This window comes from Streptomyces sp. NPDC050161, assembly GCF_044460025.1.
In the GTDB taxonomy this organism is placed as follows: Bacteria; Actinomycetota; Actinomycetes; order Streptomycetales; family Streptomycetaceae; genus Streptomyces.
This window is the reverse complement of the sequence record NZ_JBITJM010000003.1, coordinates 233,417-257,094: the sequence shown is the minus strand read 5'-3', so window position 1 is coordinate 257,094 and position 23,678 is coordinate 233,417. Positions and strand designations below refer to the sequence as shown.

Genomic DNA, 23,678 nt, shown 5'->3' with positions numbered 1-23,678 from the left:
CATGAATCCACTTGTCCGTTGGCGATCCAAGCGGCTGACCGGCGAAAGGGGGAAAGGGGAGAAAGCGGCGAAGGGCGCCGGCAAGAAGGGCGGCACGCTGCGTGCGGTGTGGCGCCACGCCCGTGAGGACGTCCAGGTCGTCTGCGACAAGGACCCCGCCGTCAACAGCCCGTTCGAGGTGCTGCTCTACCCCCACCTCCACGCCCTGTGGCTGTACCGCGCCGCACACGCGCTGTACCTGCGGGACCACCGCGTCGCCGCCCGCGCCGTCTCCCTGTTCGGCCGCGTCGTGTCGGGCGGCATCGACATCCATCCCGGAGCCAGGATCGGCCGCCGGTTCTTCATCGACCACGGGTGCGGGGTGGTGATCGGCGAGACCGTCCGCATCGGCGACGACGTCATGCTCTACCACTTGGTGACGCTCGGCTCGGTGGGCTGGTGGCACGACCAGACCCGCGGGCCAGGCGCCAAGCGGCATCCCACCCTCGACGACGGGGTGGTGGTCGGCACCGGTGCCTGTGTGCTCGGTCCCGTCGAGATCGGCGCCAACAGCGTGGTCGGCGCCAAGGCCGTGGTGATGACCTCGCTGCCCAGCGACACCCGGGTACGCGCGGGACAGGTCGTGCCGCACGGTCCGGAAAACGGCTCGCCACGCCGGGCGGCACCGGCCACCACCGTGAACCTGCGGGTGGCCGACCGCCGGAGCACCGAGTAACGCCGCCAGGCCCGCTCTCCTCCCATGAAAAGGACGGCACACCCATGCCACGGAACGTCTTGATCACCTGTGCCCCGCCGAACCCCAACGGTGACCTCCACCTGGGGCACCTGTCCGGCCCCTTCATGGGCGCCGACGTGCTGCGCAGGTACCTCGGCGCGCGCGGCGTCCCCGTCTCCTACGTCGCCTACACCGACGACCACTCCTGCTATGTGCCCAGGCGCGGCGCCGAGTTGGGGTGGGACGCCAGGACCACGGCCTTCCGGTACACCGGCCGCATCGAGCAGACCCTGGCGCTGGCCGGCATGCTGCCCGACACCTACGAGCACCCGCACCGCGAGCCCCTGCACGACGAGCTGGTCCGCGAGCACTTCCTGCGGCTGTGGGACAACGGCGTCATCAGGGAGCAGGAGCTGCCCACCCCGTACTGCCCCGACTGCGACCGCTTCGTCTACGAGGCGTACATCCGCGGCCGGTGCCGGTTCTGCTCGGCGCCGAGCGACGGCACGTACTGCGAGGAGTGCGGCTACCCGCAGGAGCCGGGCGGCGTGGTCGACGCGCACTGCGTGACCTGCGGCACGACACCGGAGACCAGGACCGCGAACCGGCTGGTGGTCCCGCTGGAACCGTTCGCCGAACGGCTCGCCGCGCTCTGCGCCGGCAATCCCTGGCGGCAGCGCGTCATCGACTTCTGCACGGAGATGGCCGCACACGGCCTGCCGGTGGTCCCGATCAGCCGGGAGCACGACTACGGCATATCCGTGCCGCTCGACGGGTGGGAAGGGCACATCCTCGACACCTGGTTCTGCGGCATCTTCGGCTACATGGCGGCGACCGCGGCACACGGCAAAGCGCTCGGCAGGCCGGACGCGTGGCGGCGGACCTGGCAGGACCCGGAAACCGAGCTGGTGAACTTCATCGGCTTCGACTGCAGCTTCTCGCACGCGGTGCTCTGGCCCGCGCTGCTGCTCGGGCTCGGCGACTACATCACGCCCAAGTACGTGATCAGCAACGAGTTCTACACGCTGGAGGGCGACAAGTTCTCCACCAGCCGCGGCCACGCGATCTGGGGCTCGGACTTCCTGCGCGAGGCACCGTCGGACGCGGTCAGGCTGCACCTGTGCCTGACCTCACCGGAGCGGGGCAAGACCGACTTCCGGATGGCCGACTTCGACCGTACGGTCAACACCCTCCTGGTCGGGCAGCTGGAGGACTGGGCCGCCTCGGTCGTCGAACTGCTGGCCAAGGAGCACGGCGGCGTGGTGCCGGAGACCGGCCGGGACCACTGGCCTGCGGCCGTCCGCGACCTCGCCGAGCGGCTGCCCGCCGACCTGGAACGCCACCTGGAGCCGGGCAGCTTCTCCCTCCAGGGCGCAGCCGCCGGCCTGGCCGAGGCGGTGGAGCTGGCCTCCGGCGCGCTGAGGCGGTTCCAGGAGGCACCGGCCGCCGACCGTCCCGACCCGGCCGCGGTGGCCGCGGCACACGCCGAACTGCTCGCCGTCGTCGCGGCGGTCGCCTCGCCCCTCATGCCCGTCTGGTCCCGGCACGCCTGGCGCCAACTGGGCCTCGCGGACGGCTTCGACGGGGTCGGCTGGCCGGAGCGCGGCCGGCGGCTGGTACCCGGCGGGCAGCGGACCGGCCAGGAATACCGCCGGCTGTTCCAGACCCGGTGATGACGGGCCCGCTCCCGCGCTCCGCCCTGGCGCTGGCCGCCAACGTCCTGGGCGTCGGGGCGCTGTTCCTGCCGTGGACGGCCTACGCCGCCCACGGCGGGGCGGCGCTCGCCGGCTGGGGCTACCAAGTGGCCGCCGGGGCCGTCCTGGTGGCGGCGCTGGCCGCTGCCGCCTCGGCGCCGGGCGCGGCACAGGGCGCGGTCCCGCTGGCCGAAGGGGCGCTCGGCACCGCCCAGGGCCGCGCGCTGCGGGCCTACTACGCGCTCGGGGTGACGGCGGGTCAGGTGGTGGTGGCCCTGGTGAGCGCCGGATTCCTGGCGCAGGCGCTGCGTCCGGTGCTGCCCCGGGCGGCCACGGGCGCCTGCATCGGCTGGGTGGCCGCCGGGGTGCTGGTGCTCTCGGCGGTGCTGGCCCCGTCGGGCCGCTCGCTGCCTGCCGGTCTGCCGGTGTTCGGTGCCGTCCTCGTGCTGCTCGTCGCCGCGTCCGCGCTGGCCGGACCGGCACCGGCGGCGCCGCCCGCCGCCCCCGGGGTGACACCAGGCGGCATCGGGCGGGCGGCGGCCCTCCAGTTCTTCGTCGTCGTCGGCTGGGAGGCGGCCGGGCGGCTCACCCCCGTCACCGGTACGCGCCGGGTGGCCGGGCCGCTGGCCGGGGTGGCCGCGGTCGGCGCCCTGTACGCCGGGGCCCTGCTGGCCGTGCCGTCGGCGGGCACGGACGGCTCGGTCGCCGGGCTCGCCCTGCCTGACCTGGGTGGCAGCGGCGCGGGGCGGGTGGCAGCCGCCGCGCTCGCGGTCGCCGCCGCGGTGTTCTGCGCGCGCAACGTCCGCACCGCCGCGCGGCTGACCGCGCACCTGGCCGCGGGCCCCGGCCACGGCACCCGCGCGGTGGCCGTGGCGTCGGCCGCGGTGGGTGCCGTCGCCGTCCTCGGGGTGGCCTGGGTCCGCAGCGGGAAACTGGCCGCCACCGATGTGCTCGCCGTGCCCAACGCCATGGCCTGCGCCGTGTTCCTGACCGCCGCCTGCGCGTGCGTCGCGGTGACGACCGGGGCGCGGCGCGCGCTCGGCGTGGCCGCGGTCGCCGGCTACCTGCCGCTGCTGCCCTTCCTCGGGGTGGCGCTGCTCATCCCGCTCGCCGTGCTGGCCGCCGCCGTGGGGTCCGCCGTCCTCGCCGCGCACCGTGGCCGCGCCCGTCCGCGCGGCCCGGTGTGATCCCTGCCCACGCTCCCGCACTCCCCGGAGGAAATCCCATGCCCCTGCTGTCCCGTGGCGGGTTCGACCAGTTCGAGGCCACCGCAAGCGGCCCGGCCGCCGACGAGTACGGCCTGAGCGGGCCGCAACCGTTCACCGTCCTGCGCGAGGTCACCCGCGCGCTGCAACCCGTCCCGCTGACCTTCGCCGCGGCCACCGAGGAACGCGGCGTACAGCTCACCCGGTTGAAGCTCACCCCGGGCAGCCGCGTGATGCTGCGGAGCGTCACGGATCCCGCCGCCCCGCTGCACATCCTGTGCTGGTCCTGGGACCTCAGCGGGGACGCGCCCCTGGTCACCCCGGGTGCCGACGCGGACCTGTCCCGCTGGACGGCGCCGCTGCACGGGTCCGAACGCCTCCTGGCCGACGGCCCGTTGGAGCTGGTGCCGCCGCGCAAGGTGGTCGGCTGCCGGTCGGTGCGCGTGATTCTGTGGCAGTCAGGGCGGGTGGCCGATCCGGCGACCGTCACCGGTGAGGTGCGCGAGGCACTGCGGCACAGCAAGCTCACGAGCGTGCTCACCGCGCTGGCTCCGGGCGCGCCGACGACGATGATGACCGCGGTCGGGGTGCGGGAGGCCGCCGGCGAGCTGGGCCGCGAGATCGCGCCGGTGCTGCGGGCGCTGTGCGGCGACTACGTCGACTTCTTCGAGGGCTTCTACCCGGTGGCGCACGATAGCGTCCGTTCCGACCATGTCAGCGGTTTCCACAGCGAGTTGTCGCTGCGGATGTGAAGGAGACGGGCATGCCGGACGGTCCGGAGTTCCACGAGTTCGCGCAACTGGCCGAGCGGGGTGACGCGACCGGGCAGCGCTACCTGGAGTTCCTGCGGGGGCCGACGATGAGCGTCGGCCTCTACACCCTGGCGGCGGGCGGGCAGGACCCGCAACAGCCGCACGCCGAGGACGAGTTGTACATCGTGCTGGCCGGACGCGCCGTCGTCCACGCGGGCGGAGCGAGCCGTCCCGTCGGGCCCGGCTCCCTCGTCTACGTACCGGCCGAGGTCCCGCACCGGTTCACCGACATCACCGAGGACCTGCGGGTCGCGGTGGTCTTCGCACCCCCCGAGAGCCGTCCCACGGGCGCCGCGGAATGACCCGCCCGAGCGCGCTGGGCCGCACCGCCACACCACCCTTCTCATCGCCCAGGAGCCTGCCGTGGCCATTACCCCTCCCGATCTGACCGTCTTCGAGACCCTGGAGTCGGAGGTACGCAGCTACTGCCGCGCCTGGCCCACCGTCTTCGACCGTGCCCGCGGCAGCCGGGTGACCGACGAGGACGGCCACCGCTACCTCGACTTCTTCGTCGGCGCCGGATCCCTCAACTACGGCCACAACAACCCGGTGCTCAAGCGCGCCCTGATCGACTACATCGAACGGGACGGCCTCACCCACGGCCTGGACATGTCCACCGTGGCCAAGCGGGCCTTCCTCCAGACCTTCCAGGAGGTCGTCCTGGGGCCGCGCGACCTGCCGTACAAGGTGATGTTCCCGGGCCCGACCGGGACCAACGCCGTCGAGGCGGCGCTGAAACTGGCCCGCAAGGTCAAGGGGCGCACGCCGGTGGTCTCCTTCACCAACGCCTTCCACGGCATGACGCTGGGCTCGCTCGCGGTGACCGGCAACGCCTTCAAGCGGGCCGGCGGCGGCGTACCGCTGGTGCACACCACCCCGATGCCGTTCGACCGCTATCTCGACGACGGCGCCCCGGACTTCCGGTGGTTCGAGCGGATGCTGACGGACGGCGGCTCGGGGCTCGACCACCCGGCGGCCGTCATCGTCGAGACGGTCCAGGGCGAGGGCGGGGTCAACGTGGCCAGGCCGGAGTGGCTGCGGGAGCTGGCCGGGCTGTGCGCGCGCCACGACATGCTGCTGATCGTCGACGACATCCAGATGGGCTGCGGGCGTACCGGCGGCTTCTTCTCCTTCGAGGCGGCCGGCATCGTGCCGGACATCGTCACGCTCTCCAAGTCGATCAGCGGCTACGGGCTGCCGATGGCGCTCACGCTCTTCAAGCGGGAGCTGGACGTGTGGTCACCCGGCGAGCACAACGGCACGTTCCGCGGCAACAACCCGGCCTTCGTCACCGCCACCGCCGCACTGCGGGCGTACTGGGCCGACGGACAGCTGGAGAAGCAGACCCTCGCCCGCGGCGAGCAGATCGAGCAGGCACTCGCGGCGATCTGCGCGGACCACTCCGCCGCGGGGGCCCGCCACCGGGGCCGCGGCATGGTCAGGGGGCTGGAGTTCGCCGACCGGGGGCGGGCCACCGCGGTGTGCCGGCGGGCCTTCGCGCTCGGTCTGCTGGCCGAGACCTCGGGGCCGGACAGCGAGGTCGTCAAGCTGATGCCCGCGCTGACCATCGGCGCCGATGAACTCGACGAGGGGCTGCGGACGCTCGCCAACGCGGTACGGGACACCGCATGACGTGCCGTCAGCGAATCCGCCTGCGGTACGCGCGCGTCTTCATGCGGTTCCCGCACAGCTCGGCGGAGCACCAACGGCCGCGTCCGGGGCGTGACTTGTCGTAGAAGACCCAGTGGCAGTCGGGCGCCTCGCACATCTTCAGCCGCCCCCAGGCGCCCGATGTGACGGCGCGCGCGGCGGACAGGGCGATCTGCCCGAGCGCGCCGTCCACGTCCCCGCCCGCGGGAACGAGGCACGGCGGCTCCCCGGGGGCCGCGCTGAGCCGGAAGCTCAGCCGGATGCCCTGCGGGGAGCCGCCGACCGCCGTTTCGGGATCCTCGCCGCGGCTCAGGGCGGCGCGCAGCTGCGCCCGCAGGTCGCGCGCGCGGGCGAGGTCCCGCCCGCTCACCCGGGAATCGGCGGGGAGCAGTTCCCGGTCGTGCAGCCAGGCGGCCAAGGCCCGTGGCGTGGACAGCAGGTCGTCGCCGTGCAGCGGGGTTCCGTACCGGGTGAAGGTGCGCAGGTCGAGGGTGTTGAGGAAGGAGTGCAGCAGCGCGGCCTCGGGTGACGGTGTGCTGCTTGTGACGTCCATGAGCTGTCCCCGCACCGAGTTTCACGACACTTCTTATGCTCAATTGTAAGTGTTGACTTCCCATCCGTCATTCTCCTAGGTTCTGCCTGGAGAAGTGCCTTGGAGGAGGAACGATGGCTCAGCCGTTACAGCGCACCATCACGGTCACGCAGGGCATCGCCCTGTACGTGGGTGCCATCGTCGGCGCGGGCGTACTGCTCCTGCCCGCGCTGAGCGCCACCCGCGCGGGACCTGCCTCGATCGTGGCCTGGGTGTTCGACGCCACCCTCGGCATCCCGCTCGCGCTGACCTTCGCGGCGCTCGCCAGCCGCTTTCCCGACGCCGGCGGCGTGGCGACGTTCGTCACCAAGGCGTTCGGCCCCGCGTCGGGCACCGTCGCCGGCTGGTTCTACTTCATCGCGTCCGCCACCGCGCAGACCCTGGTGGCGCTCACCGGCGCCTACTACGGCGCTTCCTACCTGGGCCTCTCACGCGGCACGACGTTCCTCTTCGCCGGCGGCATCCTGGTCGTCGCCACGGTCGCCAACCTCCGCGGCATCAAGGTCAGCGGGCGGCTGCAACTCGTCTTCGCCGCGACCGTCTCCCTCATGCTGCTGGCCGCCCTCGTGGTGTCCGTTCCCCGGTTCACCGCCGCGAACTGGACGCCGTTCGCGCCGCACGGCATGTCCGAGGTGGGCAGCGTCGCCGTCGTCATCTTCTTCGCGTTCTTCGGCTGGGAGGCCATCACCCACCTCGCCGAGGAATTCCGCGATCCGGTACGGGACGTCCCGCGCTCCACGGTGATCAGCGTCGGCGTCATCACCTTCCTGTACGTCGGCGTCGTCGTGGCGACGATCGGTACCAAGACCTACGGTTCCGACGACGTGAACCACACCGTCATCGCCCGGCTGCTGGCCAACGGCGTCGGCGGCCCGATCGGGACGATGACCGCCGTGATCGCCATGCTGATCGCGCTGGGCACGGCGAACGCCTTCGTCGCCACCACCTCACGGCTCGGCTACGCGCTGGCCAGGGACGGCGCGTTCCCCGCCCCGCTGGCCCGGGTGAGCCCGCGGGGCATCCCCGCGGTGTCCGTCCTCACGGTCGGCGGCTACGCGACGGCCGGACTGGTCGTCAGCTACTTCATGCACTGGGGCCCCGAGACGCTGCTGGTCGTACCGAACTCGCTCGTCATCATGACGTTCGTCGCCGCCATGGCCGCCGGGGTACGGCTGCTGACCGGCACCCGCCGGGTACTGGCCGTCATCGGGACCGTGCTGTGCCTGATCCTCGTCCCGTTCAGCGGCGTCGTCATCGTCATCCCGGTGCTGATCGCGGCGCTGGCCCTGCTCTACCGGTACTGGACCCGGCGGCGGGGCGCCGGACGGCCGGCCCCGTCCGACGAGGGCCGGGAGGACGAGAAGGAGGCCGCGGCGGTGCGCCAGGAATGAGCGGCGCGCGGCTCCAGCGGCCACCGGCGGAACGTTCGCGTCGGCAACGGCCGCCCCTCAGGGCGGGCGCCCACCGGAGACCGCTGCTCCGCAACGCTCCGCGCGGGCGGCGATTACGGAGCGTTCGCACCGCCCGGTCCCCGCACCGGAGAGATCCGGACGTATCCGCAGATCACCCGCGAGATACTCCGGCCCGTGACACGCCGCTTCAGACATTCCGCCAAAACGGCAAGAAGGTCGCAACCGATCCACCGCCGTGAAGCATCTAGCGTATCGCCACAACGGTGTGGAATATTCAGGGGCATCACAGTCGCCCCAGCCACTCGGCCGGGATCCCTGGGCGGGGTGCATGGTGTTCCGAAACCGTTACAGGTGTGCGCATGAGCAGGTCGCAGAGCGGATACAGGTGGGGGTGATCTTCGTCGCCGATCGAGTCGGCACACCGGACAATCGACGGCATCAGCGGTAAACACGTCCCGGCCTCACGGTATTCACGCCTACAGCCTCGGAAGGCGCCGCGCAAAATCTGCACCACAGATGTGTGTGCACGCGCCTGGGGAGCCGCAAACATGACGATTTGCCCAGCCAGTCACACCCTCAAAAGGGACAAAGGCGAGGTTAAGCGCATCATCGTGTTCGACCAGAATGAATTAAGCAGAGCCGGCTTCACTTCACTCATCAATGGTGAATTGAACCTCGTCGCCACGGAAGCGGACCACCGCACAACAGAATTGAGCAGCATCATCGGCCATCTGCGCCCCGATGTCATCGTCGTGGCCGCAACGGACCGTATACTCGATGAATTAAAGGGATTGACCACGGCCGCCGCCACACTGCCCGTCATCGCCTTCGCCGACCACTGGGACCTGGAATCCGCAGTCAGCGCACTCCGGCTCGGCGCCCGCGGCCTCGGAGAGAAATCCGGAAGCCGCTCCATGATCACGGCAGCCATTCGCGCCGTCGCGGCCGGCGGGACATATCTCGCCCCTTCGGTGGCCGACCGGGTCATCGGCGCCGCACTCGACCAAGCCGTCGTCCCGGACACGGCGCTGCTGGCGAAACTCGCCACACTCACCGACCGGGAGAGCCGGGTGCTGAACCTGCTGGCGAACGGCCTCGCCACGGCGGACATCGCGGAATCGCTCGCGGTCAGCTCCGCCACCGTCAAGTCACACATCTCCCACATGCTGCGGAAACTCGGGCTCCGGGACCGCGCCCAGGCCGTGGCGTTCGCCTACCGGTCCGGCCTGGCGAGCCGCGACACCTTTCCCAGCGCCGCATGACAGGGTTCCCTCTTCCCCTTTCACGTCGACTCACCCCTCGGATTCGGCGACCGGGAGTGCGCCGAGCACGTCGGCGCGCTCCCCTGACCGGGTCATCGCCGAAATGTGCGGCGGCATCTCGATATCCGCGGAGAGCAATGGATCGGGCTCCGGAGTTCCCCGGACCGTGCCGAGCGGAATCACTCCGGCCCAGCGGTTCGTCATGCCGTCAGGACCCTCACCGTCATCCGGCGGCCCGGTGCGTGCCTTCACCGAAACCTCCGAAAGACCGAGTGCCAGCAGCGTGGTCGCGGCGGATTCCTTACGGTTCGGTCCGCGCGCGTAATCCCACTGTCCTGGCGCGCACTGTTCGGTCACCGCGCGCAGGCCGGCCAGTTTCTCGTCGGGGTCGGTGACCACCCGCGGAACGCCGTAGATCATGACGCTCCGGTAGTTGATGCTGTGCTCGAAGACGGAACGCGCCAGCACGATTCCGTCCACCTGCGTGACCGTCACACACACCGGTGCGTCCGGCGCCTGGACCAGACTGCGACTCGCGACCGAGCCATGCAGATAAAGGACGTCGTCACCGACTCCGTAAACCGTGGGAACGACCATGGGGGCACCGTCGACCAGGACACCGAGATGGCAGACAAATCCCGCGGCGAGAACCTCATCCAAATCAGCCCGGGTGGTACGGACTTTCTCCCGTCCGCGACGCAGCCGCGTGCGATCAGTGACGGTCAGCTGCCCGTCGCCCGATCGGTCCGAGAGCTGGTTCACCCCTAATTCTCCTGACTGTGGATCCACATTGTGCGGCCCTGTCCCGAATCAGAGGGACATCGGAAGGCGCTATGACGTGCGAACTTCACAGAGGAAGCATCACCGAGCGGAACGATGTTAGCGCACTTCGGAATTCAGGGGAAGATCGTCTTTAATTGCGTGAGCACATTCGAAAAAAACCAGCCGCCGCCGCACCGGACGAACACCGCGCTGACCACGAACCTTCTTGCGCCACGACGGCACCGATGGCCACCGCCCTCACCGCACTGCCCCCACCGCCCCGGCGCCATCCACGGCGACAACCACCGCGACCCGCCGCCACCTGCACCGACGGCTCCGGCGACGCGGCGCACGGCCCCGCATCCCCCGCGGGTACGGAAACGCCGCCGCCACAGCGCGGAACACCGCCGGGTGGCCGAACATCCCTTCCCTGCCGCCCACTTGCCCTCCCGCGCCCTCACTGTCAGCCACCGAGCTCACCGCCCGCCACCGGCATCCGCTCCGCCCTCTCGGGGAGAACCCGTCGGCCACGGGGATCCGCGCGACAGCCGCCCTCCGCAACGGCGATGTCCGGCCCCGGCCTGCCTTCATCCGGCCGTGCGCCGATGCGTACCGCTCGGACCGCGGAATCCTTCACGGCCTTGGCTCGAACACCAAATCATTCACCGAACCCGGCCCTCTTCATTCTTGACCGGGGCGGGAGAGCAACTCGCCGCTACACCCCACGGCGTGCGGCTGCCCGCCGTGGTCGCAGATATCGGATATCGGACACGTCATCCCGCCGCGCCGCCCGCCCCCGATATCCGTTCGCCGAATAGCCACCGACGACGAGGCCACACGAAGAAACCGCGCGCCGCCCGGCATTCGCCGTCGCCGCGCACACACACCGCGAATTCCGGCCCTGCGCACGCCCGATGGGGATGAGCGGGCACGCGCGCCGCTCCCCCGCCCCTCACCGCTGCGGATCCCGCTCCCCTCACGGCTGCGGATCCCGCGCGTCGTAGCGGGCGAAGGCGCGGCGGCCCAGGCCGAGGGCGGTGACCACCAGGACGCAGGCGAGGCCGCCGCCGACGACCGCGGTGGCGGGTGAGGTCAGGCCGGCGGCGGACCCGGCGAGGAAGTCGCCGAGGCGAGGGCCGCCGGCGACCACGACGATGAAGACGCCCTGGAGCCGGCCGCGCATCTTGTCGGGGGTGGCGGCCTGGAGCATGGTGCTGCGGAAGACCATCGAGACGGTGTCGGCGCAGCCGGCGACGGCCAGGAAGAACAGTCCGAGCCAGAGGTGGCGGGAGAGGCCGAAGCTGGCGACGGCGGCGCCCCAGGCTCCGACGGCGACCAGGATGGCCAGGCCGTGCCGGCGGATGCCGCCGAGCCAGCCGGAGAACAGGCCGCCGAGTACGGCGCCGACGGCGGGCGCGGCGACCAGCAGGCCGACCGTCTTGGCGTCGCCTCCGAACCACAGTGCCGCGATGGCGGGGAAGAGCGCGCGGGGCTGGGCGAGGACCATCGCCGCCATGTCGGTGAAGAACGTCATGCGCAGGTTGGGCCGGGTGGCGAGGAAGCGCAGCCCGTCAAGGACGGAGGCCCTGCGGGGCGTTGTGGCGCCGTCGCCTTCCCCGTGGTCGGGCCGCATGGCGGGCAGTCGCCACATCGCGTAGAGGGAGGCGCTGAAGGCGGCCACGTCGATGAGGTAGGCGGCCTGGTATCCCCACAGGCCGACGATGACGCCGCCGAGCATGGGGCCGCCCATCAGGCCGAGGTTGCTGGTGAGCGAGTTGAGGGCGTTGGCGGCCGGGAGCTGTTCGACGGGCAGCAGCCTGGGGATCATCGACGTACGGGCCGGCGAGTTCATCGCGAAGCAGACGGCCTGGAGGGCGACGACGCAGTAGAGCAGCCAGACGTGCCGGTAGTGCGCGAGCGCGGCGGCGGCCAGCACGACGGACATGACGGTGGCGCCGGCGGCGCTGTAGAGGCCGAGTTTGCGGCGGTCGACGGTGTCGGCGATGGCGCCGCCGTAGAGCCCGAAGACGACGAGCGGTACGAGCGAGCACAGGCCCACCAGGCCGACGGCGAAGGTGGATCGGGTGAGGGAGTAGACCTGGAGGGAGACCGCGAGGGCGGTCATCTGCTGGCCCATCCAGGAGACGGTGTTGCCGCACCACAGCCTGCGGTAGTCCGGTGAGCTGCGGAGCGGGGTGAGGTCGGCGAATATGCGGGGGCGGGCGGGCGCTGGGCCCTTCGTGGATATGGGTGTAGGAGGCACGCGGAAGTAAAGCACGGGGGTGCCGCGCGTTCTTCCCTGACGGCCGGTGGTGCGGTCAGCCGCCCGTGAGTCCGTACACACGGCGGGAGTTGTCGGCGGCGATCATGGCGCCGACGCGTCGGGCGTCGTCCTGCGACCAGGCGCCGGACGCGGTCCAGTCGCCGATGACGGTGTGCAGGGCGGTGCGGAACAGGGCGCTGCCGACGGTGTACAGCTCCGGCAGGCCGTAGGCGTCGGTGGAGAAGAGGAGTTTGCCGAACGGGGCGAGTTCCAGGAATTCGGCGAGTACGGCGGCGGCGCGTGGTCCGGTGTGGGTGAGGGTCAGCCCGATGTCGGCGTACACGTGCGGGAAGACGGCGGCCAGGTAGGCGGCCTGGCGGTGGTACGGGTAGCAGTGCAGCAGGACGAGGTCGGTGCCGGTGTCGGCGGTGGCGCGGACGAAGTCGGTGAGCAGTGCGGGGTCGGCGTGGTCGATGCGCAGGTCGGGGTCGCCGAATCCGGTGTGGAGTTGGAGGGGGCGGCCGGTGGCGACGGCGAGGTGGATGAGGTGGCGCAGCAGGACCGGGTCGGTGAGTTTGGCGGGTCCTGCGGCCAGCCAGTCGCGGGCGGCGGTGTGCAGGGTGTCGTGGGTGGGCGGCCTGGGGTCGAGGGCGAGGCCGTGGCGGTAGGCGGCGACGGTTTTGAAGGCGACGGCGGTCCTGGCTGCGTCGCGTACGGCGTGGGCGAGGGTGCCGGTGAACTCCTCGGCGTCCCGGGTGCCTGCCGCGAGGTGTTCGGCGAGGGTTTCCAGGCGGACGACTTCGTGTCCGGTGCCGCCGCCTGCCGCGGCGGTTTCGTCGGGGCCTGTGAGGTTGCCGGGGAGTCCGGTGTCGAGGAGGTAGGTGCCGATGCCGGTGGCGGCCAGCAGCCGGCGGCGGGTCTCGTCGGGGCCGAGTTCGTGGCGGCGGGCGAGGTAGCGGTCGGGCGGGCAGTGCGGCGGGAGGCCGAGCAGGGGTGGGCACCAGCGGCGTACGGCGAAGCCTGCCTGGGTGTCGAAGAAGGTGGTGCCGGGGGCGGGCGGGCGGTCCGATTCGGTGAGGAGTCCGGTGAATTCGGCGGGGGTCGGGGCGTGGCGGATGACGCCGTGGCAGTGGTGGTCGACCAGCGGCGGAAGGCCGTCGTCGGGGGCGGCGGGCCCCGGGGTGCCGGTCGTCATCACCAGCGCCAGCGCGTCTCGGCGGCGATCTCGTCGGCGTCGCTCCCGGCGAACCTGGCTTCCTCCGCGCGGCGTACGGCGAGTACCGCGCCGTGCAGGACCTCGCCCATCGCGTCGCGGAGCGGGGCGGATTTCTCCAGGTGGTCGGTGGCGTCGGTGAGTGTGGCGGGGAGCCGGACGATGCCGCGCCTGCTGCGTTCGCGGACGCCGAGTGCGCCGGGGTCGCCGCTGACGGGTTCGGGGAGCGGCGTACCGGTTTCGATGCCGTGCAGGCCGGCGGCGATGACCGCGCCGACGACGAGGTAGGGGTTGGCGGCGGCGTCGAAGGGTTTGATCTCGGCGTTGCCGCCGTCCGGGTCGTCGGGGGCTCCGGTGATCAGGCGCAGTGCCGCCTCTCGGTTCTCGACGCCCCAGCACTGGTAGACGCCGGCCCATTGGGAGGGCTGGAGCCGCAGGTAACTGGCGGGCGAGGGGCAGCCGATGGCGAGCAGGGCGGGGAGGGCGGCGAGGATGCCGCCGAGGAAGGCGGCGGCTTCGGGTGCCAGGCCCCAGGGGGTGTCGGGGGTGCGGTGCAGGCTGTGGCCCTCGCGGTACAGGCTGAGGTGGAGGTGGCAGCCGTTGCCGACCTGGCCTGCGACGACGGTGGGGGCGAAGGCGGCGCGCAGCTGGTGGCGCTGGGAGACGGCGCGGATGGTCTCGCGGACCAGGACGATGTCGTCGGCGGCGCGTACCGGGTCGGCGGCGGCGGTGGAGACCTCGAACTGGCCCGGTGCGTACTCGGGGTGGAGCTGGAGTACCTCGATGCCCTGGACGGTGAGCGCTTCGGTGATGTCGCGGAGGTAGTCGGAGAGTTCGACGACGCGGGTCATGCCGTAGGCGGGGCCCGCGCAGGGGTGGTCGAGCGGGGTGTGCGGGTCGGTAGGGTGCGCTCCGCCGCCTTCCGGGACGCGGCTGACGACCCATTCGGTTTCGAAGCCCATGCGCAGGCCGATTCCCGCGTCGGCGGCGCGGGCGGTCATCCGCCGGGCGAAGTCCCGCTGGCAGGCGGGGTGGGGGGCGCCGAGCTGGTCGTAGCGGTCGGCGGGTGCCCAGGCCCAGCCGGGCTGCGCGGCGAGTACCGTGACGCGGTCGAGGACGGGGAAGATCCGCAGGTCGCCGTCGGGGCCGCCGAGGTGGGGGGATTCGGTGATGGCGTCGTCGGATGTGAAGACGTCGAAGACCGGGGACATGCCGATGCCGCGTTCGGCCGCGTTGCCGATGCGGGTGGCGGGGATCGCTTTGACGCGTGCGATGCCGGCGTTGTCGATCCAGGTCAGGGCGATGTTCCTGACCCCTTCGGCGTCCAGGTGCGCTGCCAGTTGGCGGGCTTGAACGCGCTGTTCCGCCGGTCGCGATGCCATATGCCGTCCTCACTCGACGTGCCGATTGCTCGGCGTACGGACCCGTCGTGCCGGACCGGCACCACGGCCGGTCCGGTCAGGGGCAGTTGAACTCGCACCATACGCATTTTCCGCTGCCGCGCGGTTCCACTCCCCAGACGTCGGCCAGCCTGTCCACGAGCAGCAGTCCGCGTCCCGATACGCCGGCTTCGCCCGGCTCCCGGCGCTTGGGGAGGTTGCTCGACGGGTCTTCCACCTCCAGGCGCAGCCGTCGTTCGGCGCCGTGGGGCATCTCGATGCGGATGACGGCGGGGCCTTCGGTGTGCAGCAGGGCGTTGGTGATGAGTTCGTCGGCGACGAGTTCGATCTCTTCGGCGCGTTCGCGGGCGCCCCAGGCGCGTACCGCGGCCCTGATCATGTGGCGGGCGGCGGAGAGCCCTTCGGGGTCGGCGGGGGCGATCTGGCGCTGGACCCGGCCTGCGATGTCGTGGTGGGGGTTGCCGAGGCGGCGCAGCAGGAGGAAGGCCATGTCGTCCTCGCCGGGGCGCCGGTCGGCCAGTGTGCAGAGCCGGTCGGCGAGTTGCTGGACGTCCTGGGGGCCGTGCCGTACCTCGGCGGTCAGGTGGCGCAGTCCGTCGTCGATGTCGGTGCCGGGCTCTTCGACGAGGCCGTCGGTGCACAGCAGCAAAGTGTCACCGGGCGCGAGGTGCACGGTGGTGACGGGGTAGTCCAGACGGGTGAATTCGGCGGAGAGGCCGAGGGGCAGTCCGCCGGCGACCGGGAGTCTGCGGCAGATGCCTTCGGCGTGCCGTAGCAGGGGGTCGATGTGTCCGGCGCGGACGAAGCGGGCGGCGCCGGTGCTGAGGTCGGCGTCGACGTAGACGCAGGTGGCGAAGCGGTCGGTGTCGAGTTCTTTGAGGAAGGCGGAGGCGCGGGCCATGACGGTGGCCGGTGAGTGGCCTTCGGTGGCGTAGGCGCGCAGCACGATCCGCAGCTGGCCCATGAGGGCGGCGGCCTGGGTGTCGTGGCCCTGGACGTCGCCGACGACGGCGCCGACCCGTCCGTCGGGCAGCGGGATCACGTCGTACCAGTCGCCGCCGATGTCGCGGCCGAGCCGGGCGGAGCGGTAGCGGACGGCGATCTGGGCGCCGGGGACGCCGGGGATGCGGCGCGGCAGCATGGCCTTTTGGAGTCCGGCGGCGAGTTCGTGTTCCTGGTCGTAGAGCATGGAGCGGGCCAGGCTCTGGGAGATGCTGCTGCCGAGGGCGATCAGGAGGTTGCGTTCCTGGTCGCGGAAGGCGCTTTCGCGTTGGTAGAAGAGGCCGATGACGCCGATGGTGCGGCCCTGGGCGATCAGCGGGAGGTAGGCGGCTGAGCCGATGTCCAGGGGTTCGATGGCCGGCCACAGGCGGGGGTAGCCGGTGGCGAATTCGGTGCGGCTGGCGATGAAGCGGGGGGCGAGGGTGCGGACGACCTCGCTCATCGGGAACTCGTCGCCGACGCGGGTCACTTCGTGGTCGGGGATGAAGCTGCCCGCCTTGCCTTCGGACACCAGCCGGATGCGTCCTGCTTCGACGAGTCCGAGGATGATGTTTTCGGCGCCGAGCCGGCTCAGGCCCTGGTCGTCGGCGAGTACGGCGATCACGTCGTGGACGGTTCTGGCGTGGGCGAGTGCGGCGGTGGTGCGCTCGACGACGCTGTTGTGGCGGCGGCGTTCCTCATCGACCGCGAGGCGTTCGGCCGCCTGGGTGTATTCCTCGCCCGCGTCGCGGACCACGCCGATGACGCGGCGTGGTCTGCCGGATGCGTCCCTGCGGATGCTGCCCTGGCAGTGGGCCCAGTGCAGTGCGCCGTCGCGGTGGCGGACGCGGAAGTAGGCGCCGTAGGAGTCGCTGCCGTCCTTGAGCGCGCGGGCGACCAGGGCGTCGAGGCGGGCGGCTTCGGTGGGCGGGACGTGGTCGGCGAGGGTGGCGGGGCGCTCGTCGTAGGTGCCGGGCGGCACGTCGAACAGCTCCAGTGCGGGCGGGTCCAGGTGCAGCCGCCCGCTGTCGAGATCCCAGTCGAAGCCGCCCATGCCGTTGAGGGCCAGGGTCAGGTCCGGGTGGGCGGGCCAGTCGTCCGGCACCGACACGGTGGGCCGCTTCGCTCCCCGGTCAGCCATGCCGTCACTTTGCCACATTCACCCGCTTTGCGGAGCCTCGGGCGTCTCGCGCACCCCTCTCGCCCCACTCCTGACTCCCTCATCAGTTGATGCGCAACACCACCCCACCAAAGGGCCACGAACAGGAACTTTCTCCCCTTCATGCACCTTGGAGTGTTGCGATGTTCTCAACACGCTGTTACGGTCCCTGGCCATGAAGGAAGACCCCGGGGCCCGGGTCGCCGACGAGGCGGGCGCCCTCACGGAACGTGTCCGGCAGGTGATCGACGGTCTCGGCTGCAGCCGCCGCGAGTTCGCCCGCCGGATCGTGATGGACCCGTCGAAGCTGTCCAGGTCGCTGAGCGGCAGCCGTCGGTTCACCGTCGCCGAGATCGTGCGGATCGCCGATATCGCGGGCGTGGACGCGGGCCGGCTGCTCGGCTCTCCGGAACGTCCCGCACCGCCGCAGGAGCGCGGCCCCGCACACGTACCGGAGGGCGGCAGACCGCTCCAGATCGTGCGGGAGACCGTACGGCTGATCGCCGAGCACGGCTTTCACGAGGTGCGGGTCGCCGACATCGCCGCGGCCTGCGGCACCAGCACCGCGGCGGTTCATTACCACTTCCCCGGCCGCGACGAGCTGCTGGAAGCCGCCGTCCGCTGGTGCATGGACGAGGACACCGCCCGCCGCGCCGCGGGCCTCGCCGAGGCGACCGACGCCCGCGCCGAGCTGCTGCACCTGATCGCGCTCCAGACGCCGCGCACCGCGCAGCAGCGCCGCCAGTGGCTGGTGTGGCTGGACCTGTGGGCGCAGGCCGCCCGGTCCACCGCCGTCGGCCGGCTGCACGAGCACTACTACCGGCAGTGGCGCACCACCGTCGCCGACGTGCTGCGCCGCGGCGTCACCCAGGGCGTCTTCCGCCCCGTCGACCCGGAGTCCACCGCGCTGCGGCTGACCGCCCTGATCGACGGCCTGGCCACCCAGGTGCTGGCCACCGCGCCGGACAGCACGACCCCGGACACCATGCACACCGCCCTGCTCGCCTTCGTGACGAGCGAACTGGCCGCTGACTGACGAGGCGCAGCCCCCGCATCCGCAGCCCCCGCACCACGGCACACCCCGGCGGGCACGGCGCCGTCCGGCCCGCTCCCCCGCCCTCTCCCCTGCCCGACCGGGCCACCACCGAAGGGAATCCCCGTGAACAACGAGGTCATCATCACCTGCGCGCTCACCGGCGCGGGCGACACCGTCAGCCGCTCCCCGCACGTCCCGGTGACGCCCGAGCAGATCGCCGCGTCGGCCGTGGAGGCGGCGTCCGCCGGTGCCGCGGTCGTGCACATCCACGTCCGCGACCCCGAGACCGGCGCGCCCTCGCGTGACCCGCGGCTCTACGCGGAGGTCGTCGAGCGGGTCAAGGAGACCGGCACCGACGTCATCATCAACCTCACCGCGGGCATGGGCGGCGACCTGGTCATCGACCCGGAGAACCCGCTGACCAGCCTGCCGGGCACCGACCTGGTCAGCGGCCTGGAGCGGCTGCCGCACGTCGAGGAGCTGCTGCCCGACATCTGCACGCTGGACTGCGGCTCGCTCAACTTCGGCGACGGCTCCAACCTCTACGTCTCCACCCCCGACATGCTGCGGGCCGGCGCCAAGCGGATCCAGGACCTGGGCGTGCGGCCCGAGTTGGAGATCTTCGACACCGGGCAGCTGTGGTTCGCCAAGCAGCTGCTGGCCGAGGGGCTGCTGGACGACCCGACCGTCTTCCAGCTGTGCATGGGCATCCCGTGGGGCGCGCCCGCCGACCCCGGTGTGCTCCAGTCGATGGTCAACATGCTGCCCGACGGCGCGCAGTGGGCGAGCTTCGCGCTGGGCCGGATGCAGATGCCGTGGGTGGCCCAGTCGATCCTGCTCGGCGGCAATGTCCGGGTCGGCCTGGAGGACAACCTCTACCTCAGCAAGGGCGTCAAGGCCACCAACGGCCAGCTGGTCGAGCGCGCCGTGCAGATCACCGAGCTGCTGGGCGCCTCGGTCGCCACCCCCGACCAGGCCCGCGCCCGGCTCGGCCTCAAGCCCCGCGGCTGACCTCGACCACCCACCGCACCCCCCGACTTGGAGTTCTGCCGCATGTCCGACACCACCCCCGCCCCCTGCGCCCCCGAGGACGTCCGCCGCATCGCCTGCATCGGCGCCGGCGTCATCGGCGGCGGCTGGGTGGCGCACTTCCTCGCCCGTGGCTACGACGTCACCGCCTGGGATCCGGCCGCCGACGCCGAGGAGAAGCTGCGCCGCCTGGTCGCCGCCGCCTGGCCTGCGCTGGAGCAGATAGGTCTCGCCGACGGCGCCTCGCAGGACCGGCTGACCGTCACGCCGACCCTCGCCGAAGCGGTCGCCGACGCCCAGTTCGTCCAGGAAAGCGCCCCGGAGAAGCTGGAGTTGAAGCGTGCGCTGCTCGCCGAGCTGGACGCCGCGACGCCGCCCGGCGTGGTGATCGCCTCCTCCACGTCCGGCTACCCGATGACCGACATGCAGACGGACGCCACCACCCCGTCCCGCCTCGTCGTCGGCCACCCCTTCAACCCGCCGTACCTCATTCCGCTGGTCGAGGTCGTCGGCGGCGAGCGGACCGACGCGGACGCCGTGGCGTGGTCGTCCCGTTTCTACGACGTGGCGGGCAAGTCCGTCATCACCATGGACCGCGAGCTGCCCGGCTTCATCGCCAACCGCCTCCAGGAGGCGCTGTGGCGCGAGGCGCTGCACATGGTCGCCAACGGCGAGGCGTCCGTCGAGGACATCGACGCGTCGATCACCGAGGGCCCCGGGCTGCGCTGGGCGTTCATGGGCCCCTGCCTGACCTTCGCGCTGGCCGGCGGCGAGGGCGGGATGGCGCACATGCTCGACCACTTCGGCCCGTCGCTGAAGTCGCCGTGGACCCGCCTGGAGGCCCCCGAGCTGGACCGGAAGCTGCGGGACGCCATGGTCGACGGCTGCGAGGCGGCGGCCGGCGACCGCACCTACGCGGATCTGGTCGCCGAGCGTGACCAGGGCGTCATCGACGTGCTGCGGGCCACCGGACGCCTGGGAGGCACCGCGCGATGACGGCTCCGCTTCCCCTCTTCCGGCAGCAGGTCCAGGACGACTGGATCGACTACAACGGCCACCTCAGCGAGGCGTACTACGTCCTGGTCTTCGGCTTCGCGACGGACGCGCTGATGGCGGACGCGGGCCTGGACGCGGACTACCGCGCCCGCACCGGGTGCTCGCTGTACACGGTCGAGGCCCATGTCCGCTATCTCGACGAGGTGGCGCGCGGCAGCGAACTGACCGTCCGCACCACGGTGCTGGGGGCGGACGCCAAGAAGGTGCGGTTCCTGCACGAGATGTTCGTGGGCGAGCCGGCCGGCGATCCGGTGGCCACCGAGGAACTGTTCGCGCTGCACGTCGACCAGGGCGCCGGGCGGGCCGTGCCGCTGCCCGACGCGGCGCACTCCCGACTCGCCGGGCTCGTGGCTCCGGCGCCCGCGTGGGCGGGGCGCGGGATCCGCGAGATCTAGGGCACATCGGCCCGGGTCCTGGCACGGCGCACGTCGGCCCGGATCGGGGCACGGCACGGGCGGCAGGGGCGGTACCGCACCCCCTGCCGCCCCCGCCGCACCGGCCTCCCGGTCGGGCCGCCCGCGCGGGTTTGTATTCTCGGCAGGCGCCACCCCGATCCATGCGGTACCCGTGAGAGGACACACCATGACCACCGAGCTGAGCCCCGACGCCCTGACCGGGCTCCTGGAGCGCGCCCGCCAGGACTACCAGGACCTTGCGGGGCGCGGGCTCTCGCTCAACCTCACCCGGGGCAAGCCGGCGCCCGAGCAGCTCGGCCTCTCCGATGACCTGCTGAGCCTGCCCAACGGCCGGTACACCTCGGCCGACGGCACGGACCTGCGCAACTACGGCGGGCTCCAGGGACTGCCCGAGCTGCGGGAGATGTTCGCCGATGTGCTCCAGGTGCCGGCCGGGCAGCTGCTCGCCCTCGGCAACTCCAGCCTGGAGCTGATGCACGACAGCCTGGTGCACGCCCTGCTGAGCGTGCTGCCCGGCGCCGAGTCGCGCTGGGTGGACCAGGAGCGGATCGCGTTCCTGTGCCCGGTGCCCGGCTACGACCGGCACTTCGCGCTCTGCGAGCGGTTCGGGATCGACATGATCCCCGTGCCGATGACCGCCGAAGGACCGGACATGGACGCCGTGGAGCGGCTGGTCGCCGACGACCCGTCGGTCAAGGGCATCTGGTGCGTCCCGAAGTACAGCAACCCGGACGGCGTCTGCTACAGCGACGCGACCGTGGCGCGGCTGGCCCGCATGGAGACCGCCGCACCCGACTTCCGGATCTTCTGGGACAACGCCTACGCCGCCCACCACCTCACCGACGAGCCCGTCGGGATAGCCGACCTGCTCGCCGCCTGCGCCGAGGCCGGGAACGCGGACCGGGCGTTCGTGTTCGGCTCCACCTCGAAGATCACCATGGCGGGCGCGGGTGTCGCCTTCTTCGGCTCGTCGCCCGCGAACGTGCAGTGGCTGCTCGCCAACAACACCAAGCGGTCGATCGGCCCCGACAAGATCAACCAGCTGCGGCACGTGCTGTTCCTCCAGGACGCCGACGGCGTGCAGGCGCACATGGAGCGCCAGCGTGCCCTGCTCCAGCCCAAGTTCGAAGCGGTGGCCCGGATCCTGGACGCCGAGCTGGGCGGCACCGGCCTGGCCACCTGGACCTCGCCCAAGGGCGGCTACTTCGTGACCCTCCAGGTGCCGGACGGCTGCGCCAAGGAGGTCGTACGCCGCGCCGCCGACGCGGGCATCGTGCTGACCCCGGCCGGCGCCACCCACCCGTACGGCAACGACCCGCGCGACGCCACCATCCGGATCGCGCCCAGCTACCCGGGCCTCGCGGAGCTGGAGCAGGCCATCGCGGGCCTCGCCGTCTGCGTCCGGCTCGTCGGGTACGAGCAGCGGGCCGCCTGACCGCCTTCCTCCCCGGATCCGGCGTCGCGCCCTCCCCTTCGCGGGGCGGGCGGGCGCCGGATTCGGCCGTTCGGGGCGGGCGGGGCGCGGCCTGCGGGACGGGCGGGCACACTGCGGGTTCACCGGCACGACACTCTCAGGTCCGCCCTGAGCCGATCGGAAGGACGACCATGACCGCAGGACACCGCATCACGGTGGAGCAGGGCACCGACCACGTCCGCGTCGAGCACGAGGGGGTGCTGCTGGCCGACAGCCGCCGGCCGCTGCTGCTGCGCGAGACGGGATATCCGGTGCGCTACTACCTGCCGCCGCAGGACGTGCGCACCGATCTGCTGACGCCGTCGCCGACGCGGACGTACTGCCCGTTCAAGGGCACCGCTTCGTACTGGTCGCTGGCCGACGGCGGGGCGGCCGATCTGGTGTGGTCGTACCCCGAACCGAAGCCCGAAGTGGCCGGAATCCAGGGGCACTTGTGCTTCTTCGATGCCACTGTCACGAGCGAGTAGTAAAGTTTCCTAACAATGCTGGGGTACGCATCTTGACGGGTACATGACCGCCCGCCAGGATTCCTCGGGACGGCTGTGTCGCCGACCCTGGAGACGGACATGACGCACACCCCCCGCGCCACGAAGCACCGGCTCACCAACCCCCGCATCGGCATCCCCGCCGCCGGCGCAGCCCTCGCGCTGCTCGGCGGCGTACTGCTGTGGTCGCCGGTCGGCCGCGCCGACGCGGCACCCGACCGCCCCCAGGCCGGGGGCTTCACCGCCGTCGCCGCCGGCGACATCGCCGAGCAGTGCACCGCGAGCGACAGCGACTGCGAGCACCCCAAGACCGCCGCACTGGTGGAGAAGATCAACCCGGCGTTCGTGATGACCATGGGCGACAACCAGTACGACGACGCCCGCATCAAGGACTTCACGCGCTACTACGACAAGACCTGGGGCAAGTTCAAGGACAAGACGCACCCCATCCCCGGCAACCACGAGACCTACGACCCGGACGGCGAACTCAAGGGCTACAAGTCCTACTTCGGCGACATCGCCTACCCGCACGGCAAGCCCTACTACAGCTTCGACCAGGGCAACTGGCACTTCGTCGCGCTGAACACCAACGACCTCGACAAGGCGCAGCTCGCCTGGCTCAAGGACGACCTCGCCGCCAACTCCAAGAAGTGCGTGGCCGCCTACTTCCACCACCCGCTCTTCTCCTCGGGCGAGCACGGCAACGACCCGGTCAGCAGGCCGGTGTGGAAGCAGCTCTACGACGCCAAGGCCGAACTCGTCCTCAACGGCCACGACCACCACTACGAGCGGTTCGCCCCGCAGAACCCGGACGGCGACCGGGACGAGAACGGGATCGTCGAACTGCTCGGCGGCATGGGCGGCGCCCACCCCTACAAGATCGAAGAGGTCCAGCCCAACAGCGAGAAGCGGCTGACCAACACCTTCGGGGTGGTGAAGCTGAACTTCACCGACACCGGGTTCTCCTGGAACCTGATCGGCACCGACGGCAAGACGAAGGACAGCAGCCCGTCCTACGAGTGCCACTGACCGGGCGCCCGCCGCGGTCCACGGACGCCACGC

General features: G+C 71.7%; 21 protein-coding genes. 15 read left to right on the top strand and 6 right to left on the bottom strand.

Features of this window, described 5'->3' with window-relative positions:
• The first annotated feature begins 1 nt into the window (after position 1).
• The 6 genes from epsC to ectB all read left to right on the top strand — a co-directional run bounded on the left by epsC (position 2) and on the right by ectB (position 6,058).
• Entirely contained in the window at positions 2 to 715 is a 714-nt protein-coding gene (gene epsC / locus ACIBK8_RS06575; protein WP_399040471.1) for a serine O-acetyltransferase EpsC, read from the top strand.
• Between the two features lie 44 nt (positions 716 to 759).
• On the top strand, positions 760 to 2,388 hold the full coding sequence (locus tag ACIBK8_RS06570) for a methionine--tRNA ligase (protein WP_399040470.1): 1,629 nt from the start codon (positions 760 to 762) through the stop codon (positions 2,386 to 2,388).
• On the top strand, positions 2,388 to 3,596 hold the full coding sequence (locus tag ACIBK8_RS06565) for a hypothetical protein (RefSeq protein WP_399040468.1): 1,209 nt from the start codon (positions 2,388 to 2,390) through the stop codon (positions 3,594 to 3,596). The genes ACIBK8_RS06570 and ACIBK8_RS06565 overlap by 1 nt, the downstream gene beginning before the upstream one ends.
• Before the next feature lie 38 nt (positions 3,597 to 3,634).
• Complete coding sequence (locus ACIBK8_RS06560) at positions 3,635 to 4,366, top strand: hypothetical protein (protein ID WP_399040467.1); 732 nt, start codon at positions 3,635 to 3,637, stop codon at positions 4,364 to 4,366.
• An 11-nt stretch (positions 4,367 to 4,377) separates the two neighbouring features.
• Positions 4,378 to 4,728, top strand: coding sequence for a cupin domain-containing protein (locus ACIBK8_RS06555; protein ID WP_399040466.1), 351 nt, complete (start codon positions 4,378 to 4,380; stop codon positions 4,726 to 4,728).
• Positions 4,729 to 4,789: 61 nt separating this feature from the next.
• Complete coding sequence (gene ectB, locus ACIBK8_RS06550) at positions 4,790 to 6,058, top strand: diaminobutyrate--2-oxoglutarate transaminase (RefSeq protein WP_399040465.1); 1,269 nt, start codon at positions 4,790 to 4,792, stop codon at positions 6,056 to 6,058.
• A 7-nt stretch (positions 6,059 to 6,065) separates the two neighbouring features.
• Here the strand turns inward: ectB and ACIBK8_RS06545 are convergent, their stop codons facing one another.
• Entirely contained in the window at positions 6,066 to 6,629 is a 564-nt protein-coding gene (locus ACIBK8_RS06545) for a CGNR zinc finger domain-containing protein (protein WP_399040464.1), read from the bottom strand.
• Between the two features lie 113 nt (positions 6,630 to 6,742).
• On the opposite strand from ACIBK8_RS06545, the gene ACIBK8_RS06540 reads away from it, so the two are divergent.
• Together ACIBK8_RS06540 and ACIBK8_RS06535 are read left to right on the top strand one after the other, a co-directional pair.
• On the top strand, positions 6,743 to 8,059 hold the full coding sequence (locus tag ACIBK8_RS06540) for an APC family permease (RefSeq protein WP_399040462.1): 1,317 nt from the start codon (positions 6,743 to 6,745) through the stop codon (positions 8,057 to 8,059).
• Positions 8,060 to 8,691: 632 nt separating this feature from the next.
• Positions 8,692 to 9,342 carry a DNA-binding response regulator gene (locus ACIBK8_RS06535; protein ID WP_399040460.1) on the top strand — a complete coding sequence of 217 codons (651 nt, stop codon included), beginning with the start codon at positions 8,692 to 8,694 and terminating at the stop codon, positions 9,340 to 9,342.
• A 30-nt stretch (positions 9,343 to 9,372) separates the two neighbouring features.
• On the opposite strand, the gene ACIBK8_RS06530 is transcribed toward ACIBK8_RS06535, so the two are convergent.
• The 5 genes from ACIBK8_RS06530 to ACIBK8_RS06510 form a co-directional block, all read right to left on the bottom strand.
• Positions 9,373 to 10,104 (bottom strand): pyridoxamine 5'-phosphate oxidase family protein, encoded by a 732-nt coding sequence (locus ACIBK8_RS06530; protein ID WP_399040459.1) that lies wholly within the window; start codon positions 10,102 to 10,104, stop codon positions 9,373 to 9,375.
• 976 nt (positions 10,105 to 11,080) lie between these two features.
• A complete protein-coding gene (locus ACIBK8_RS06525) occupies positions 11,081 to 12,367 on the bottom strand; it encodes an MFS transporter (RefSeq protein WP_399040458.1) in 1,287 nt (428 codons plus the stop codon).
• Between the two features lie 55 nt (positions 12,368 to 12,422).
• Complete coding sequence (locus tag ACIBK8_RS06520; RefSeq protein WP_399040457.1) at positions 12,423 to 13,562, bottom strand: amidohydrolase family protein; 1,140 nt, start codon at positions 13,560 to 13,562, stop codon at positions 12,423 to 12,425.
• Positions 13,562 to 14,962 carry a glutamine synthetase gene (locus ACIBK8_RS06515; RefSeq protein ID WP_399040456.1) on the bottom strand — a complete coding sequence of 467 codons (1,401 nt, stop codon included), beginning with the start codon at positions 14,960 to 14,962 and terminating at the stop codon, positions 13,562 to 13,564. The genes ACIBK8_RS06520 and ACIBK8_RS06515 overlap by 1 nt, the downstream gene beginning before the upstream one ends.
• Before the next feature lie 76 nt (positions 14,963 to 15,038).
• A complete protein-coding gene (locus tag ACIBK8_RS06510) occupies positions 15,039 to 17,102 on the bottom strand; it encodes a SpoIIE family protein phosphatase (protein ID WP_399040455.1) in 2,064 nt (687 codons plus the stop codon).
• A gap of 193 nt (positions 17,103 to 17,295) precedes the next feature.
• Here ACIBK8_RS06510 and ACIBK8_RS06505 point away from each other — a divergent pair, with 193 nt between their 5' ends.
• The 7 genes from ACIBK8_RS06505 to ACIBK8_RS06475 all read left to right on the top strand — a co-directional run bounded on the left by ACIBK8_RS06505 (position 17,296) and on the right by ACIBK8_RS06475 (position 23,645).
• Entirely contained in the window at positions 17,296 to 18,156 is an 861-nt protein-coding gene (locus ACIBK8_RS06505) for a TetR family transcriptional regulator C-terminal domain-containing protein (RefSeq protein ID WP_399040454.1), read from the top strand.
• 117 nt (positions 18,157 to 18,273) lie between these two features.
• Positions 18,274 to 19,167, top strand: a complete 894-nt coding sequence (locus tag ACIBK8_RS06500; protein WP_399040752.1) for a 3-keto-5-aminohexanoate cleavage protein — start codon at positions 18,274 to 18,276, stop codon at positions 19,165 to 19,167.
• A gap of 42 nt (positions 19,168 to 19,209) precedes the next feature.
• The gene (locus tag ACIBK8_RS06495; RefSeq protein WP_399040452.1) at positions 19,210 to 20,181 is read left to right on the top strand and encodes a 3-hydroxyacyl-CoA dehydrogenase NAD-binding domain-containing protein; all 972 of its coding nucleotides are present in this window, start codon (positions 19,210 to 19,212) and stop codon (positions 20,179 to 20,181) included.
• Entirely contained in the window at positions 20,178 to 20,636 is a 459-nt protein-coding gene (locus tag ACIBK8_RS06490) for a thioesterase family protein (protein WP_399040451.1), read from the top strand. Before ACIBK8_RS06495 ends, ACIBK8_RS06490 begins: the two co-directional genes overlap by 4 nt.
• A gap of 187 nt (positions 20,637 to 20,823) precedes the next feature.
• Complete coding sequence (locus tag ACIBK8_RS06485) at positions 20,824 to 22,092, top strand: aminotransferase class I/II-fold pyridoxal phosphate-dependent enzyme (RefSeq protein ID WP_399040450.1); 1,269 nt, start codon at positions 20,824 to 20,826, stop codon at positions 22,090 to 22,092.
• 170 nt (positions 22,093 to 22,262) lie between these two features.
• Positions 22,263 to 22,598 carry a DUF427 domain-containing protein gene (locus tag ACIBK8_RS06480; protein ID WP_399040449.1) on the top strand — a complete coding sequence of 112 codons (336 nt, stop codon included), beginning with the start codon at positions 22,263 to 22,265 and terminating at the stop codon, positions 22,596 to 22,598.
• A 99-nt stretch (positions 22,599 to 22,697) separates the two neighbouring features.
• Positions 22,698 to 23,645: a metallophosphoesterase family protein gene (locus ACIBK8_RS06475; RefSeq protein WP_399040448.1), complete on the top strand. Its 948-nt coding sequence runs from the start codon at positions 22,698 to 22,700 to the stop codon at positions 23,643 to 23,645.
• The last annotated feature ends 33 nt before the right edge of the window (positions 23,646 to 23,678 follow it).

What these genes read in the sequence shown, in the direction of transcription:
- ACIBK8_RS06555 (WP_399040466.1), top strand. Translation starts at nt 4,378, where the DNA reads ATGCCGGACGGTCCGGAGTTCCACGAGTTCGCGCAACTGGCCGAGCGG.
- ACIBK8_RS06570 (WP_399040470.1), top strand. Translation starts at nt 760, where the DNA reads ATGCCACGGAACGTCTTGATCACCTGTGCCCCGCCGAACCCCAACGGT.
- ACIBK8_RS06485 (WP_399040450.1), top strand. Translation starts at nt 20,824, where the DNA reads ATGACCACCGAGCTGAGCCCCGACGCCCTGACCGGGCTCCTGGAGCGC.
- ACIBK8_RS06520 (WP_399040457.1), bottom strand. Translation starts at nt 13,562, where the DNA reads ATGACGACCGGCACCCCGGGGCCCGCCGCCCCCGACGACGGCCTTCCG.
- ACIBK8_RS06515 (WP_399040456.1), bottom strand. Translation starts at nt 14,962, where the DNA reads ATGGCATCGCGACCGGCGGAACAGCGCGTTCAAGCCCGCCAACTGGCA.
- ACIBK8_RS06565 (WP_399040468.1), top strand. Translation starts at nt 2,388, where the DNA reads ATGACGGGCCCGCTCCCGCGCTCCGCCCTGGCGCTGGCCGCCAACGTC.
- ACIBK8_RS06495 (WP_399040452.1), top strand. Translation starts at nt 19,210, where the DNA reads ATGTCCGACACCACCCCCGCCCCCTGCGCCCCCGAGGACGTCCGCCGC.
- ACIBK8_RS06510 (WP_399040455.1), bottom strand. Translation starts at nt 17,102, where the DNA reads ATGGCTGACCGGGGAGCGAAGCGGCCCACCGTGTCGGTGCCGGACGAC.
- ACIBK8_RS06545 (WP_399040464.1), bottom strand. Translation starts at nt 6,629, where the DNA reads ATGGACGTCACAAGCAGCACACCGTCACCCGAGGCCGCGCTGCTGCAC.
- ACIBK8_RS06505 (WP_399040454.1), top strand. Translation starts at nt 17,296, where the DNA reads ATGAAGGAAGACCCCGGGGCCCGGGTCGCCGACGAGGCGGGCGCCCTC.
- ACIBK8_RS06540 (WP_399040462.1), top strand. Translation starts at nt 6,743, where the DNA reads ATGGCTCAGCCGTTACAGCGCACCATCACGGTCACGCAGGGCATCGCC.
- ACIBK8_RS06475 (WP_399040448.1), top strand. Translation starts at nt 22,698, where the DNA reads ATGACGCACACCCCCCGCGCCACGAAGCACCGGCTCACCAACCCCCGC.
- epsC (WP_399040471.1), top strand. Translation starts at nt 2, where the DNA reads ATGAATCCACTTGTCCGTTGGCGATCCAAGCGGCTGACCGGCGAAAGG.
- ACIBK8_RS06560 (WP_399040467.1), top strand. Translation starts at nt 3,635, where the DNA reads ATGCCCCTGCTGTCCCGTGGCGGGTTCGACCAGTTCGAGGCCACCGCA.
- ACIBK8_RS06490 (WP_399040451.1), top strand. Translation starts at nt 20,178, where the DNA reads ATGACGGCTCCGCTTCCCCTCTTCCGGCAGCAGGTCCAGGACGACTGG.
- ACIBK8_RS06480 (WP_399040449.1), top strand. Translation starts at nt 22,263, where the DNA reads ATGACCGCAGGACACCGCATCACGGTGGAGCAGGGCACCGACCACGTC.